This window comes from Klebsiella pneumoniae subsp. pneumoniae HS11286, from assembly GCF_000240185.1.
GTDB classification, from domain to species: Bacteria; Pseudomonadota; Gammaproteobacteria; order Enterobacterales; family Enterobacteriaceae; genus Klebsiella; species Klebsiella pneumoniae.
Window position 1 is genome coordinate 944,056 of the sequence record NC_016845.1, and the last position, 14,554, is coordinate 958,609.

At 60.8% G+C, this 14,554-nt stretch carries 12 protein-coding genes; 7 read left to right on the forward strand and 5 right to left on the reverse strand.

What is annotated here, in order from left to right:
- The first annotated feature begins 114 nt into the window (after positions 1 to 114).
- Positions 115 to 2,667 (forward strand): penicillin-binding protein 1b, encoded by a 2,553-nt coding sequence (locus tag KPHS_08970; RefSeq protein ID YP_005225197.1) that lies wholly within the window; start codon positions 115 to 117, stop codon positions 2,665 to 2,667.
- Positions 2,668 to 2,874: 207 nt separating this feature from the next.
- Here KPHS_08970 and KPHS_08980 read toward each other — a convergent pair whose 3' ends face one another.
- Positions 2,875 to 3,018, reverse strand: a complete 144-nt coding sequence (locus KPHS_08980) for a hypothetical protein (RefSeq protein ID YP_005225198.1) — start codon at positions 3,016 to 3,018, stop codon at positions 2,875 to 2,877.
- Here KPHS_08980 and KPHS_08990 point away from each other — a divergent pair.
- The 4 genes from KPHS_08990 to KPHS_09020 are packed head-to-tail and all read left to right on the forward strand — an operon-like array spanning position 2,980 to position 8,821.
- Positions 2,980 to 5,109 (forward strand): ferrichrome outer membrane transporter, encoded by a 2,130-nt coding sequence (locus KPHS_08990; protein YP_005225199.1) that lies wholly within the window; start codon positions 2,980 to 2,982, stop codon positions 5,107 to 5,109. The genes KPHS_08980 and KPHS_08990 overlap by 39 nt on opposite strands.
- A gap of 45 nt (positions 5,110 to 5,154) precedes the next feature.
- A complete protein-coding gene (locus KPHS_09000) occupies positions 5,155 to 5,952 on the forward strand; it encodes an iron-hydroxamate transporter ATP-binding subunit (RefSeq protein ID YP_005225200.1) in 798 nt (265 codons plus the stop codon).
- Complete coding sequence (locus tag KPHS_09010; RefSeq protein YP_005225201.1) at positions 5,952 to 6,842, forward strand: iron-hydroxamate transporter substrate-binding subunit; 891 nt, start codon at positions 5,952 to 5,954, stop codon at positions 6,840 to 6,842. The genes KPHS_09000 and KPHS_09010 overlap by 1 nt, the downstream gene beginning before the upstream one ends.
- Positions 6,839 to 8,821 carry a hydroxamate-dependent iron transport system permease component gene (locus KPHS_09020; RefSeq protein ID YP_005225202.1) on the forward strand — a complete coding sequence of 661 codons (1,983 nt, stop codon included), beginning with the start codon at positions 6,839 to 6,841 and terminating at the stop codon, positions 8,819 to 8,821. The genes KPHS_09010 and KPHS_09020 overlap by 4 nt, the downstream gene beginning before the upstream one ends.
- A gap of 136 nt (positions 8,822 to 8,957) precedes the next feature.
- Here KPHS_09020 and KPHS_09030 read toward each other — a convergent pair whose 3' ends face one another.
- Entirely contained in the window at positions 8,958 to 10,238 is a 1,281-nt protein-coding gene (locus KPHS_09030; protein ID YP_005225203.1) for a glutamate-1-semialdehyde aminotransferase, read from the reverse strand.
- 87 nt (positions 10,239 to 10,325) lie between these two features.
- Here KPHS_09030 and KPHS_09040 point away from each other — a divergent pair, with 87 nt between their 5' ends.
- On the forward strand, positions 10,326 to 11,837 hold the full coding sequence (locus KPHS_09040; RefSeq protein ID YP_005225204.1) for a H(+)/Cl(-) exchange transporter ClcA: 1,512 nt from the start codon (positions 10,326 to 10,328) through the stop codon (positions 11,835 to 11,837).
- Positions 11,838 to 11,918: 81 nt separating this feature from the next.
- Positions 11,919 to 12,263 carry an iron-sulfur cluster insertion protein ErpA gene (locus KPHS_09050; protein YP_005225205.1) on the forward strand — a complete coding sequence of 115 codons (345 nt, stop codon included), beginning with the start codon at positions 11,919 to 11,921 and terminating at the stop codon, positions 12,261 to 12,263.
- A gap of 71 nt (positions 12,264 to 12,334) precedes the next feature.
- Here the strand turns inward: KPHS_09050 and KPHS_09060 are convergent, their stop codons facing one another.
- The 3 genes from KPHS_09060 to KPHS_09080 are packed head-to-tail and all read right to left on the reverse strand — an operon-like array spanning position 12,335 to position 14,486.
- Positions 12,335 to 12,958, reverse strand: coding sequence for a TRIC cation channel family protein (locus tag KPHS_09060; RefSeq protein YP_005225206.1), 624 nt, complete (start codon positions 12,956 to 12,958; stop codon positions 12,335 to 12,337).
- Positions 12,959 to 12,994: 36 nt separating this feature from the next.
- On the reverse strand, positions 12,995 to 13,795 hold the full coding sequence (locus tag KPHS_09070; RefSeq protein ID YP_005225207.1) for a vitamin B12-transporter protein BtuF: 801 nt from the start codon (positions 13,793 to 13,795) through the stop codon (positions 12,995 to 12,997).
- Entirely contained in the window at positions 13,788 to 14,486 is a 699-nt protein-coding gene (locus tag KPHS_09080) for a 5'-methylthioadenosine/S-adenosylhomocysteine nucleosidase (RefSeq protein YP_005225208.1), read from the reverse strand. Before KPHS_09080 ends, KPHS_09070 begins: the two co-directional genes overlap by 8 nt.
- Positions 14,487 to 14,554 lie beyond the last annotated feature (68 nt).

Below are 14,554 nucleotides of genomic sequence, written 5' to 3' on the forward strand. Positions count from 1 at the left end.
TTGTCGTCCGAAGGATAAGCAGCCTGGACGTTAATTTGAGAGATTTCTTCTTCCTCTGAACAGGGGAAGTATTGAGAATCAGGCCTTTGCGCCTGAACGTTGCGGAGAAAAAGCATGGCGGGAGATGACCGCGAGCCTATCGGACGTAAGGGAAGACCCTCACGTCCGACTAAACAGAAAGTCACCCGTCGCCGGGTCCGGGAAGAGGACTACGACGACGAGTATGATGACGATGATTATGAGGATGAGAAACCGGTGCCGAGAAAAGCCAAAGGCAAAGGTGGCAAGCCTCGTCGGAAGCGCAGCTGGCTGTGGCTGCTGGTCAAGCTGGGGATTGTCTTCGCGGTGCTGATTGCCGCCTATGGCGTCTACCTCGACCAGAAAATCCGCAGCCGCATTGACGGTAAAGTCTGGGAGCTGCCGGCCGCGGTCTATGGCCGGATGGTCAACCTTGAGCCGGACATGCAGATCAGCAAAAACGAGATGGTGCGTCTGCTCAACGCCACGCAGTATCGCCAGGTCAGCGCGATGACGCGCCCCGGCGAATATACCGTGCAGGCTAACAGCATCGAGATGATCCGTCGTCCGTTCGATTTCCCGGACAGTAAGGAAGGGCAGGTGCGCGCGCGTCTTACCTTCGACGGCGACCATCTTGAGACCATCGAGAATATGGATAATAACCGCCAGTTCGGTTTCTTCCGCCTCGATCCGCGTCTTATCACCATGCTGCAGTCGCCGAACGGCGAGCAGCGCCTGTTCGTGAAGCGCAGCGGCTTCCCCGATCTGCTGGTGGATACCCTGCTGGCGACCGAAGACCGCCACTTCTATGAGCACGATGGGATCAGTCTCTACTCCATCGGCCGCGCGGTGCTGGCGAACCTGACGGCAGGCCGAACGGTGCAGGGGGCGAGTACCCTGACCCAACAGCTGGTGAAAAACCTGTTCCTCTCCAGCGAACGCTCCTACTGGCGTAAAGCCAACGAAGCGTATATGGCGCTGATCGTCGACGCCCGCTACAGCAAGGATCGCATCCTTGAGCTGTATATGAACGAGGTGTACCTCGGCCAGAGCGGCGATAACGAAATTCGCGGCTTCCCGCTGGCCAGCCTGTATTACTTCGGCCGTCCGGTGGAAGAGCTGAGCCTCGACCAGCAGGCGCTGCTGGTGGGGATGGTGAAAGGGGCGTCGGTCTATAACCCGTGGCGTAACCCGAAACTGGCCCTTGAACGACGCAATCTGGTGCTGCGTCTGCTGCAGCAGCAGCAGGTTATCGACCAGGAGCTGTACGACATGCTCAGCGCCCGTCCGCTGGGCGTGCAGCCGCGCGGCGGGGTGATTTCACCGCAGCCGGCGTTTATGCAGATGGTTCGTCAGGAACTGCAGGCGAAGCTGGGCGATAAAGTGAAAGATCTCTCCGGCGTGAAGATCTTCACCACTTTCGACTCGGTGGCGCAGGATGCGGCGGAAAAAGCGGCCTCCGAAGGGATCCCGGTTCTGAAGAAACAGCGTAAGCTGGCAGACCTGGAAACCGCTATGGTGGTGGTTGACCGCTTCACCGGCGAAGTGCGGGCGATGGTCGGCGGCGCGGAGCCGCAGTTCGCCGGTTATAACCGCGCGATGCAGGCCCGCCGATCGATTGGTTCTCTGGCCAAGCCGGCGACCTATCTGACCGCGCTGAGTCAGCCGAATCAGTATCGCCTGAATACCTGGATCGCCGATGCGCCGGTGACGATTCGCCTGTCCAACGGTCAGACGTGGTCCCCGCAGAACGACGATCGTCGTTTCAGCGGTCAGGTGATGCTGGTCGATGCCCTGACTCGCTCGATGAACGTCCCGACGGTTAACCTCGGGATGGCGCTGGGCTTGCCGGCGGTAGTCGATACCTGGACTAAACTGGGGGCGCCGAAGAATCAGCTCAACGCGGTGCCGTCGATGCTGCTTGGCGCGCTGAACCTGACGCCGATTGAAGTGGCCCAGGCCTTCCAGACCATCGCCAGCGGTGGGAACCGTGCGCCGCTTTCCGCGCTGCGGTCAGTGATTGCCGAAGATGGCACTGTGCTCTACCAGAGCTATCCGCAGGCGGAGCGCGCGGTGCCTGCCCAGGCGGCCTACATGACGCTGTGGACTATGCAGCAGGTGGTGCAGCGCGGTACGGGGCGTCAGCTGGGGGCGAAGTATCCGGGCCTGCATCTGGCGGGGAAAACCGGGACCACCAACAATAACGTCGATACCTGGTTCGCCGGCATCGACGGTAGTCAGGTGACCATCACCTGGGTGGGTCGCGACAATAACCAGCCGACCAAACTGTACGGCGCCAGCGGCGCGATGTCGATTTACCAGCGCTATCTGGCGAACCAGACGCCAACGCCGCTGGTGCTGACGGTGCCGGAAGACGTGGTTGATATGGGCGTGGACAGCAACGGCAACTTCGTCTGCAGCGGCGGTATGCGTTCGCTGCCGGTCTGGACCACGCAGCCGGATGCGCTGTGCCGTCAGGGCGAAATGATGCAACAGCAGCAGTTGCAGCAACAGGAAGCGAAAAATCCGTTTAATCAGTCCGGGCAGCAACCGCCGCCGCAGCAGCAACAGCAGCAACAGCCGCCGAAGCAGCAGGAAAAGAGCGACGGCGTCGCGGGCTGGATCAAGGATATGTTCGGCAGTAACTGATTTTGACCGCACGACCAGACCCCTTAATACGAAAGTATTAAGGGGTTTTTTTATGCCTGTAAAAAAGTTAACGGCTCTTTAACTCCATAATAACTATCTGGTTATTAATTCAGCCTTCGACCGGCGGCGACAGGCATATCGCTTGCCTTGCCTTCGACGTTTCGCCTATTATATCGCCCGTCATAATAATAATTCTCGTTTACGTTATCATTCACTTTCATCAGAGATATACCCATGGCGCGTCCAAAAACTGCTCAGCCAAATCACTCGCTGCGTAAAGTCGCAGCTGTAGTAGCCACGGCGGTTAGCGGCATGTCTGTCTACGCACAGGCAGCAGAACAACCGAAGCAAGAAGAAACCATCACCGTCGTTGCCGCCCCGGCCGCCCAGGAAAGCGCCTGGGGACCGGCGCCGACTATCGCGGCAAAACGCTCCGCCACGGCGACCAAAACCGATACCCCGATTGAAAAAACGCCGCAGTCTGTGTCGGTGGTGACGCGCCAGGAGATGGAGATGCGCCAGCCGACGACGGTAAAAGAGGCGCTCTCCTATACGCCCAGCGTCTTCTCCACTCGCGGCAGTTCGACCACCTATGACGTGGTCACCATTCGCGGCTTCACCACCTCGACGACCGTCAACACCAACCAGTATCTGGACGGCATGAAGCTGCAGGGGAATAACTACTCTGAAGTCTCCATGGATCCTTACTTCCTCGAGCGTGTGGAAGTGATGCGCGGGCCAACCTCGGTGCTGTACGGCAACAGCAACCCGGGCGGTATCGTCAGCATGGTCAGCAAGCGCCCGACTACCGAGCCGCTGAAAGAAGTGCAGTTTAAGATGGGCACCGACAATCTGTGGCAGACCGGGTTTGACTTTAGCGACGCCATTGATGATGCCGGCGTTTGGTCGTATCGCCTGACCGGCCTTGGCCGCAGTCAGGATGCCCAGCAGCAGATGGCGAAATCGACTCGCTACGCGGTGGCGCCCTCCTTTAGCTGGCGTCCGGACGATAAAACCGACTTCACCTTCCTGAGCAACTTCCAGAATGACCCGGATGCGGGCTACTACGGCTGGCTGCCGCGCGAAGGCACCGTGGTGCCGTATTACGACGCCAACGGTAAGGCGCACAAGCTGCCGACCGATTTCAACGAAGGCGAGTCCGATAATAAAATCTCCCGCCGCCAGAAGATGGTGGGCTACAGCTTCTCCCATCAGTTCGATGACACTTTTACCGTGCGGCAGAACCTGCGCTATGCCGATGTGCATACGCTCTATCGTTCGGTATACGGCAACGGCTATGTCGCGCCGGGCTACATGAATCGCGCCTACGTGCGCTCCGACGAGCACCTGAACACCTTCACCGTCGATACCCAGCTGCAGTCTGATTTCGCCACCGGCGCGGTCAGCCATACGCTGCTGACCGGCGTGGACTACTCGCGGATGCGTAACGATGTGGATGCCGACTACGGGACGGCGGATCCTATCAGCATGAGCAATCCGCAGTACGGCAATCCGAATATTCAGGTCACCTTCCCGTACGCGGTCCTCAACCGGATGGAGCAGACCGGCCTGTACGCGCAGGATCAGATGGAGTGGGATAAATGGGTGATGACCCTGGGCGGCCGTTACGATTACGCCACGACCTCAACGTTAACCCGCGCCACCAACAGCCTGGCGGAGAATCACGACCAGCAGTTCAGCTGGCGCGGCGGCATCAACTACCTGTTCGATAACGGCATCTCTCCGTACTTCAGCTACAGCGAATCGTTTGAACCGGTATCGGGTTCCAACAGCCGCGGCCAGCCGTTCGATCCGTCGCGCGGTAAGCAGTATGAAGCCGGCGTGAAATACGTGCCGAAAGATATGCCGGTGGTGGTCACCGCGGCGGTTTATCAGCTGACCAAAGACAAGAACCTGACGGCTGATCCGGCTAACCAGGCGTTCAGCATCCAGACCGGCGAGATCCGCTCCCGCGGCCTTGAGCTGGAGGCGAAGGCGGCGGTGAACGCTAATATTAACGTCACCGCAGCCTACAGCTACACCGATGCGGAGTACACTCACGATACGGTGTTCAACGGCAAACGTCCGGCGGAAGTGCCGCGTAACATGGCCTCCCTGTGGGCGGATTATACCTTCCACGAAACCGCGCTGAGCGGTCTGACGATTGGGGCCGGGGCGCGCTATATCGGTTCAACGGTCAGCTACTACAAAAATGACACCAGCACCGGTAAGAAAAATGATGCCTTTAGTGTGGCCGGTTATGCGCTGATGGATGCGACGGTGAAATACGATCTGGCGCGCTTTGGCCTGCCGGGATCGTCGGTCGGCGTCAACGTCAACAACCTGTTCGACCGCGAATATGTCTCCAGTTGCTACAGCGAATACGCCTGCTACTGGGGCGCCGGACGTCAGGTCGTCGCCACCGCCACCTTCCGTTACTAACCACCTACGGGCGCGGTTCGCCGCGCCCTCTATCAGGTTATCGCTATGCAGGAACAGACTCCGCACGCAGAAACCACCTTCGCGCTGGATCGCGTCACTTTCCGTGTGCCTGGCCGCACATTGCTCCATCCGCTCTCGCTCACCTTCCCGACCGGAAAAGTCACAGGCCTGATCGGCCATAATGGCTCCGGCAAATCGACGTTACTGAAAATGCTTGGCCGTCATCAGCCGCCCTCCGCAGGCGAAGTGCTGCTGGACGGGCAGCCGCTGGAGAGCTGGGGCAGCAAAGCCTTTGCCCGCAAAGTGGCCTATCTGCCGCAGCAGCTGCCGCCGGCCGAAGGTATGACGGTGCGCGAGCTGGTGGCGATCGGCCGCTATCCATGGCACGGCGCGCTGGGTCGCTTTGGCGCAGCGGACCGTGAGAAAGTAGAAGAGGCGATTGCGCTGGTGGGGCTGAAGCCGCTCGCTCATCGTCTGGTGGACAGCCTCTCCGGCGGTGAACGCCAGCGGGCGTGGATCGCCATGCTGGTGGCGCAGGACAGTCGCTGCCTGCTGCTCGATGAACCCACCTCGGCGCTGGATATTGCTCATCAAGTCGATGTTCTGGCGCTGGTGCATCGTCTCAGCCAGCAGCGCGGCCTGACGGTGATCGCCGTCCTGCACGATATTAATATGGCGGCCCGCTATTGCGACTATCTGGTGGCCCTGCGCGGCGGAGAAATGATTGCTCAGGGGACGCCGGCGGAACTGATGCGCAGCGACACTCTGGAACAGATCTATGGCATCCCGATGGGGATCCTGCCACACCCGGCCGGTGCGGCGCCGGTAAGCTTTGTCTATTGATGATGAACCCAACTCTGATAACCCGACGCCGCCTGCTGATCGCGATGGCGCTCTCGCCGCTGCTGTGGCAGATGCGCGGCGCGCAGGCGGCCGACGTCGACCCGCAGCGCGTGGTCGCCCTGGAGTGGCTGCCCGCGGAGCTGCTGCTGGCGCTCGGCGTGACGCCCTATGGCGTGGCCGATATTCCCAACTATCGCTTGTGGGTGAACGAACCCGCGCTGCCCGACTCGGTGATCGATGTTGGTCTGCGTACCGAACCCAACCTTGAACTGCTGACGCAGATGAAACCGTCGTTTATCGTCTGGTCGGCGGGCTACGGCCCGTCGCCGGAGAAGCTGGCGCGTATCGCGCCCGGCCGCGGTTTCACCTTCAGCGACGGCAAACGGCCGCTGGCGATGGCCCAGCGTTCGCTACTGGAAATGGCCGATCTGCTGGGCAAAACGCAGCAGGCGAAGCGCCATCTGGCGGAGTTCGACGCGCTGATGGAGAGCCTGCGTCCGCGTTTTGCCGGGCGCGGCGATCGTCCGCTGCTGATGATCTCTCTGCTCGATCCCCGGCACGTGCTGGTGTTTGGCGAAAACTGCCTGTTCCAGGAGGTGCTTGATCGCTTTGGTATTAAAAACGCCTGGCACGGCGAAGCGGCATTCTGGGGAAGCGTTAGCGTTGGCATCGACAGGCTGGCGGCATTTAACGAAGCCGATGTCATCTGTTTCGACCATGGCAATGAGCGAGATATGGCTCAACTGCTGGCGACGCCGCTATGGCAGGCGATGCCCTTCGTGCGCGCGGGCCGCTTCCAGCGCGTTCCGGCGGTTTGGTTCTACGGCGCGACGCTGTCAGCGATGCATTTTGCCCGCGTGCTGGCTGATGCCCAGGGGAGTCCGGCATGAATACGCGTCTCTCGCCGTTAGCTATTATCCTGCTGGCCGGGCTGCTGGGCGTCGCCTTCGCGCTGAGCATCGTCAACCTCAATGTCGCCTTGCCCTATGCGCAGTGGCGGCAGGCGCTGTGGCAGCCGGATGTCGATGATATCGCCCAAATGCTGTTTCATTACAGTTTGTTACCGAGACTGGCTGTTGCGCTGCTGGTGGGCGCCGGGCTGGGACTGGTTGGCGTCCTGTTCCAGCAGGTGCTGCGTAATCCGCTGGCGGAACCGACCACTCTTGGCGTCGCCACCGGCGCGCAGCTGGGGATAACGGTCACCACGTTATGGGCTATTCCCGGCGTGCTGGCGTCGCAATTCGCCGCGCTGGCCGGGGCCTGTCTGGTGGGCGCGCTGGTGTTTGGCGTCTCGTGGGGCAAGCGCCTGTCGCCGGTAACGCTGATCCTGGCGGGGCTGGTGGTCAGCCTTTACTGTGGCGCGCTTAACCAGCTGATGGTGATTTTCCATCACGACCAGCTGCAAAGCATGTTCCTGTGGAGCACCGGGACGCTGACGCAGACCGACTGGAGCGTGGCGCAGCGCCTGTGGCCGCAGCTGCTTGGCGGGGCAATACTCACCTTGCTGCTGCTGCGGCCGCTGACCCTGATGGGGCTCGATGACGGGGTGGCGCGTAACCTCGGGCTGGCGCTGTCCCTGGCGCGCCTCGGCGCCCTGACGCTGGCGATCGTCATCAGCGCGCTGCTGGTGAACGCGGTAGGGATTATCGGCTTTATCGGCCTGTTCGCGCCGCTGCTGGCGAAAATGCTTGGCGCCCGTCGGCTGCTGGCGCGGCTGCTGCTGGCGGCGCTGATCGGCGCGCTGCTCCTGTGGCTTTCCGATCAGGTGATCCTCTGGCTGAGCCGGGTATGGCGGGAAGTCTCCACCGGCTCGGTCACCGCCCTGATTGGCGCGCCGCTGCTGCTGTGGCTGCTGCCGCGGTTGCGCAGCATCAGCGCCCCGGTGATGAACGGCGGCGATAATGTGCAGCCTGAGCGCTATCATGTGCAATGGTTTGTTCTCGCAGGCGTCGCGTTGCTGCTGCTGGCGGTGAGCGTGGCGCTGGCCTTTGGTCGCGATGCCCACGGCTGGCTGTGGGCCCACGGCGATCTGCTGGAGCAACTGCTGCCCTGGCGCTGGCCGCGGGTGCTGTCGGCGCTGTTCGCCGGGGTCATGCTGGCGGTCGCCGGCTGTATTATCCAGCGCCTGACCGGCAACCCGATGGCCAGCCCGGAAGTGCTGGGCATCAGCTCCGGCGCGGCTTTTGGCGTGGTGCTGATGCTGTTCTTCGTGCCTGGCGACGCCTTTGGCTGGCTGCTGCCGGCCGGCAGCCTTGGCGCGGCGGCCACCTTGCTGATCATTATGCTTGCCGCCGGGCGCGGCGGCTTCTCGCCGCATCGGATGCTGCTGGCGGGGATGGCGCTGAGCACCGCCTTCACTATGCTGCTGATGATGCTGCAGGCCAGCGGCGATCCGCGTATGGCGCAGATCCTGACGTGGATCTCGGGGTCGACATATAGCGCGACGCCGGAGAGGGTGGTGCGTAGCGGCGCGGTAATGCTGGCGCTGCTGGCGCTGGCGCCGCTCTGTCGTCGCTGGTTAACCATCCTGCCGCTGGGCGGGGAGGCGGCGCGAGCGGTGGGCATGGCGCTGACGTCATCGCGGATTGTTCTGCTGCTGCTGGCGGCCTGCCTGACGGCGGCGGCGACGCTGACCATCGGCCCGCTGAGCTTTGTCGGGCTGATGGCGCCGCATATCGCGCGGATGATGGGCTTCCGGCGAACCCTACCGCATATGGTGATCTCCGGGCTGACTGGCGGGCTGCTGCTGGTCTTCGCCGACTGGTGCGGACGGATGATGATGTTCCCGTATCAGATCCCGGCGGGGCTACTGTCGACCTTTATCGGCGCGCCTTACTTTATTTATTTGTTGAGAAAGCAGAGTCGCTAACGGTCCTGGATGGCTTCAACATCCCCGGTGGCGCTATCGCTTACCGGGGCTACAGCGCTGTGCGATTTGGTAGCCCGGATAAGGCGCAATGCGCCTCCTCCGGGAAAATCCCTGCGCCACCAGGCATTCAAGCACCTTACAGCTTGGCAAATACCCGACGCGCGGCGTCGATGGTGTTGTCGATATCTTCTTCGCTGTGGGCCACGGACATAAAGCCGGCCTCAAACGCTGACGGCGCCAGGTACACGCCTTCCTCCAGCATCAGATGGAAGAAGCGCTTGAATCGTTCAACGTCGCACTTCACCACGTCCTGATAGCAGGTGACGGTTTCGGCATCGGTAAAGAAGATGCCGAACATGCCGCCGACGTTATTGACCACCAGCGGGATCCCGGCGTCACGCGCCGCATCCAGCAGGCCTTGCGCCAGCTGGTTAGTCAGTTCAGTCAGGGTTTCATGGACCCCCGGCTGCGCCACTTCGTTCAGGCAGGCGAAGCCAGCCGCCATGGCGATCGGGTTGCCGGATAGGGTGCCCGCCTGATAGACCGGACCGGTGGGCGCCAGGGCGTCCATCACCTCACGGCGGCCGCCGAAGGCGCCTACCGGCATCCCGCCGCCGATGATTTTCCCCAGACAGGTCAGATCCGGCTCCACGCCGTAGTAAGCCTGAGCGCCTGCCAGCGCCACGCGGAAGCCGGTCATCACTTCGTCGATAATCAGCAGGGCGCCAAATTCGTCGCACAGGGCGCGCAGGCCCGGCAGGAATTCCGGCTGCGGCGGAATGCAGTTCATATTTCCGGCCACCGGCTCGACGATGATGCAGGCGATCTCCTGCGGATACTGCTCGAACGCCGCGCGCACCGAGGCGAGGTCGTTATAAGTGCAGGTCAGGGTATGTTTGGCGAAATCGGCCGGGACGCCCGGCGAGTTCGGCTGGCCGAGGGTCAACGCGCCGGAACCGGCTTTCACCAGCAGGCAGTCGGCATGGCCGTGGTAGCAGCCTTCGAACTTAATGATTTTGTCGCGACCGGTGAAGCCGCGCGCCAGGCGAATGGCGCTCATGGTGGCTTCGGTACCGGAGTTCACCATCCGCACCATATCCATGGTCGGCACCAGCTCGGTCACCAGGGCCGCCATTTTCACTTCCATTTCGGTCGGCGCGCCAAAGCTCAGGCCGCGGGATGCCGCCTCGATCACCGCATTGCGGATAGCCGGGTGGTTGTGGCCCAGCACCATCGGACCCCAGGAACCGACATAATCGATATAGGCTTTCCCATCCACGTCATAGAGGTAAGCGCCATCCGCGCGTTCGATAAACAGCGGTGTGCCGCCGACGCCGGTGAAAGCGCGCACCGGCGAGTTAACGCCGCCGGGGATCAGTTCGCGCGCAGCGTGATACAGATTTTCAGATTTGCTCATGGCCAGGGTCCTGGTTCGTGAAAAATGTTTTATCGGCTATTCTAAGTTATTCCAGGATGGTTATGAAAGTTTTGCCCAATTGAAACAATGTGCCGCAAGGGCATTTTTTTGACGACGCAGCGCGCCGGGGCGGCTAAAATGCCGCTCTCTTCATTTGTATTACCAATAATTGATAACGGCATGAAAGCAGAAACTCCCTCTTTTGAAGCACATCAGTTTGTGCGGGTGCGTCGCGGCGATGCGGTGCGCCGTCTGATTCAACGCGATAAAACGCCGCTGGCGGTGCTGTTTATGGCGGCAGTGGTCGGCACGCTGGCGGGGCTAGTGGGCGTCGCCTTTGAAAAGAGCGTGAACTGGGTGCAGAACCAGCGGATCGGCGCGCTGGCGCAGGTGGCGGACCACTGGTATCTGGTCTGGCCGCTGGCGTTTATCCTGTCGGCGCTGCTGGCGATGGTCGGCTATTTTCTGGTGCGTCGCTTTGCGCCGGAGGCCGGCGGCTCCGGGATTCCGGAAATTGAGGGCGCGCTGGAGGAGCTGCGGCCGGTGCGCTGGTGGCGCGTGCTGCCGGTGAAATTCGTTGGCGGCATGGGGACCCTTGGCGCCGGGATGGTGCTGGGTCGTGAAGGACCGATGGTACAGCTTGGCGGCAACATTGGGCGCATGGTGCTGGACGTTTTCCGCATGCGCAGTCCGGAAGCGCGGCATACGCTGTTGGCGACCGGTGCGGCGTCGGGGCTTTCGGCGGCCTTTAATGCGCCGCTGGCCGGTATTCTGTTTATCATCGAAGAGATGCGCCCGCAGTTCCGCTACAACCTGATCTCCATTAAAGCAGTGTTTACCGGCGTGATCATGTCGAGCATTGTGTTTCGCATTTTCAACGGCGAAGCGGCGATCATTGAGGTGGGTAAACTAAGCAACGCCCCGGTAAATACCCTATGGCTGTATCTGGTGCTGGGCATGCTGTTTGGCTGCTTTGGCCCGCTGTTTAATTTTCTGGTGCTGCGCACTCAGGATCTGTTCCAGCGCATCCACGGCGGCAACATCAAAAAATGGGTGTTGATTGGCGGATTAATCGGCGGGCTCTGCGGTCTGCTGGGGCTGATGCAGCCCTCCGCGGTGGGTGGTGGCTTTAACTTGATCCCTATCGCCGCTGCCGGTAACTTCTCCGTCGGACTGCTGCTGTTTATCTTTATCGCCCGCGTGGTGACCACGCTGATCTGCTTCTCTTCCGGCGCGCCAGGGGGCATTTTCGCGCCTATGTTGGCGCTCGGCACGCTGCTGGGCACGGCGTTCGGCATGGCGGCTATTCCGCTGTTTCCGGCCTACCATCTCGATGCCGGCACCTTCGCGATTGCCGGTATGGGGGCGCTGCTCGCCGCCTCGGTGCGTGCGCCGCTGACCGGGATCGTGCTGGTGCTTGAGATGACCGATAACTATCAGCTCATTTTGCCAATGATTATTACCTGCCTTGGCGCAACACTACTGGCGCAATTCCTCGGCGGTAAGCCTTTGTATTCGACCATTCTGCAGCGTACTCTGGCGAAGCAGGAAGCCGAGCAGGCGGCAAAAGCGCAGCAGGCTCCCCGGGAGAATACTTGAACGATTTACCAGGGTATTAGATAATGGCTCAAAAGGTCCGGTTATTCTTTAACCGGCCGGAAGTATCAATGGGAGCAGAAAATGAGTGATGACGTAGCGTTGCCGCTGGAGTTTACCGAAGCCGCAGCCAATAAAGTAAAACACCTGATTGCGGATGAAGATAATCCGAACCTGAAACTGCGCGTGTATATCACCGGCGGCGGTTGCAGTGGTTTCCAGTATGGCTTCACCTTTGACGATCAGGTGAACGAAGGGGATATGACCATTGAGAAACAGGGCGTCGGCCTGGTGGTTGACCCGATGAGCCTGCAGTATCTGGTCGGCGGCTCGGTCGACTATACCGAAGGGCTGGAAGGTTCGCGCTTTATCGTGACCAATCCGAACGCGAAAAGCACCTGCGGCTGCGGCTCCTCGTTCAGCGTTTAAAGCGAGTTCTCCCCCAGCGGGAGGGAGCAAACCCTAAAAACGGTAACCTTAAGGTTACCGTTTTGCTTTTATTACCGACCGTTATCGTCCAGGGCAAACGTCGGCAGCTTCAGATGCCAGCGAATAGCCGCCAGACGAATTACCAGGGTGACCACCATCCCCATCATTGCCGAATTCTCCAGCGGGAGATGAAAGGTGTCGTGTGCCGTGGCGTGGACAATACCGCCGACGATACAGGCGGTGGCGTAGATTTCGGTACGCAGAATCATAGGAATTTCCCGCGCCAGCACGTCGCGAATAATCCCGCCGCCGACGCCGGTCACCACCCCCATGCACACCGCGACCAGCGGGCCGCTGCCAGCGAGAAAAGCTTTATTGACGCCAATGCCGACAAACACCGCCAGACCGACGGCATCAAGAACGGGCAGGATCCATTTCGGCAGCCGGCGAGGCTGGCGGACCAGCAGGATGGTCAGCATGCTGGTGACCATCGCCACCACCAGATCGGTGGGATCTTTGACCCAGAATACCGGGCCATTCGCCAGCGCCATGTCGCGGATGGTCCCGCCGCCTACCGCCGTCACTACCCCTAACACCAGCACGCCGAATGGGTCCATACGCAGTTTTCCGGCCAGCAGTACGCCGGAGATCGCGAAGACAGCTGTGCCAATAATATCCAGCCAATAGACAAGCATCGTTGATTCCCACTGAACATCCGGTGTGCCGGATGATTATTTTACCTGGTCAAGCGCCGCACAAAGTTGTTTGGCGGCGAGGATAATACGTGGGCCGGCGCGTTCAAACCAGTCGCTGTGTAACGCAATCAACGAAATGGTGAGCTGATGTTGCCAAAAGCGCTGCGCTTCGGCAATGCGGCTGGCATCCCCGGTCACCACGATCGCCTGCGGCTGGCGGGCCAGCACCTGTTCGCGGCTCACCTGCGGCCAGGGAACGCGGCTGGTGGCGAAGATATTCTCGCCGCCGCAAAGCCTTAGCACCTGATCCTGAATCGAACCGGGGCCGCTGGTGAACAGCGGTGCGGAGCCGAACTGCAGGAAGACGCGTTTCTTCGGCGCGTTGGCATAGCGCGCTTTCAACGCATCGTATTCCTGCTGCATCGCCTGCGCCGCCTGCTGCGCTTTTTCCGGCTGCGGGCTCCACTGCGCCAGCTCACGCAGGGTAGCGATGATCTCTTCTATGGTCGAGGTCTGTACCCACAGGACATGAATACCCAGAGACTGCAGCTGGTTAACCTGGCGTTCGGCATTGCCCCCGCGCCAGGCCAGCACCACGTCTGGCTTGAGCGCCACGATGCGTTCCAGGTTCATTCCCTGCCAGCTGGCAACCTGTTCGATCGTTTTGGCCTGCGAAGGATAATCGGAATAGCTGCTGACGCCGACCGGCGTGATCCCGGCGGCAAAGGCCAGTTCGGTATTGGCGGGGGAGAGGGTGATCACCCGCGGCGCGGCCAGCAGCCACGCCGGGGCGAGTAACAGCAGCGCGGCAAGCGCGAAGGATAGCGACTTAGCCACGTGCCAGGTTCTGTACCAGATTCTCCACCATCAGGGTGGACTGTCTGGCGGCGACCGCAAGGAACTCCTCAAAGCTGAGGTGGGACTGCTGGTCGGCCACGTCGGAAATAGCGCGAACTACCACGAAGGGAACCTTAAAGTTATGGCAGACGTGGGCGATGGCGGTCGCTTCCATTTCCACGGCGATCGCCTGCGGGAAATTATGGCGGATCTTCGCCAGACCGACAGAGCCGTTAATGAAGGCATCCCCGCTAACGATGAGGCCGCGAACGGCGTTGAGATCTAACGCTTTAATGCAGCTCTCTGCGGCGGCCACCAGTTTTTCATCCGCCTTAAAACCCGCCGGGCAGCCAGGGAGCTGGCCGTATTCATAGCCGAAGGCGGTGACGTCGGCGTCGTGGTAGCGCGCTTCATCGGAGACGACGATATCGCCGACCTTCAGCGTCGACGCCAGGCCGCCGGCAGAACCGGTATTAATGATCACGTCAGGCTGGCAGCGCTCCAGCAGCAGGGTCGCGCCCATCGCCGCCGCTACTTTTCCGATACCAGACTTCAGCAGAGCGACGTCAACGCCGTGAAGTTGGCCGGTATAGATTTCGCTTCCGCCAATGGTGATGGTCTGGCGGTTTTCGATTTTGTCGCGCAGAAGGGTAACTTCCTCTTCCATAGCGCCAATAATGCCAATTTTCATAGATTTACTCGCGATGTGTCAGGTTTAGTTGCATAGTCTATCATGCGCTTAAGGGGAAGCGTATTGCT

Excerpts from the sequence above, each read along its gene's own strand:
- KPHS_09020 (YP_005225202.1), top strand. The coding sequence starts at position 6,839 with ATGAATACGCGTCTCTCGCCGTTAGCTATTATCCTGCTGGCCGGGCTG.
- KPHS_08990 (YP_005225199.1), top strand. The coding sequence starts at position 2,980 with ATGTCTGTCTACGCACAGGCAGCAGAACAACCGAAGCAAGAAGAAACC.
- KPHS_08970 (YP_005225197.1), top strand. The coding sequence starts at position 115 with ATGGCGGGAGATGACCGCGAGCCTATCGGACGTAAGGGAAGACCCTCA.
- KPHS_09030 (YP_005225203.1), bottom strand. The coding sequence starts at position 10,238 with ATGAGCAAATCTGAAAATCTGTATCACGCTGCGCGCGAACTGATCCCC.
- KPHS_09000 (YP_005225200.1), top strand. The coding sequence starts at position 5,155 with ATGCAGGAACAGACTCCGCACGCAGAAACCACCTTCGCGCTGGATCGC.
- KPHS_09040 (YP_005225204.1), top strand. The coding sequence starts at position 10,326 with ATGTGCCGCAAGGGCATTTTTTTGACGACGCAGCGCGCCGGGGCGGCT.
- KPHS_09010 (YP_005225201.1), top strand. The coding sequence starts at position 5,952 with ATGATGAACCCAACTCTGATAACCCGACGCCGCCTGCTGATCGCGATG.
- KPHS_09080 (YP_005225208.1), bottom strand. The coding sequence starts at position 14,486 with ATGAAAATTGGCATTATTGGCGCTATGGAAGAGGAAGTTACCCTTCTG.
- KPHS_09060 (YP_005225206.1), bottom strand. The coding sequence starts at position 12,958 with ATGCTTGTCTATTGGCTGGATATTATTGGCACAGCTGTCTTCGCGATC.
- KPHS_09050 (YP_005225205.1), top strand. The coding sequence starts at position 11,919 with ATGAGTGATGACGTAGCGTTGCCGCTGGAGTTTACCGAAGCCGCAGCC.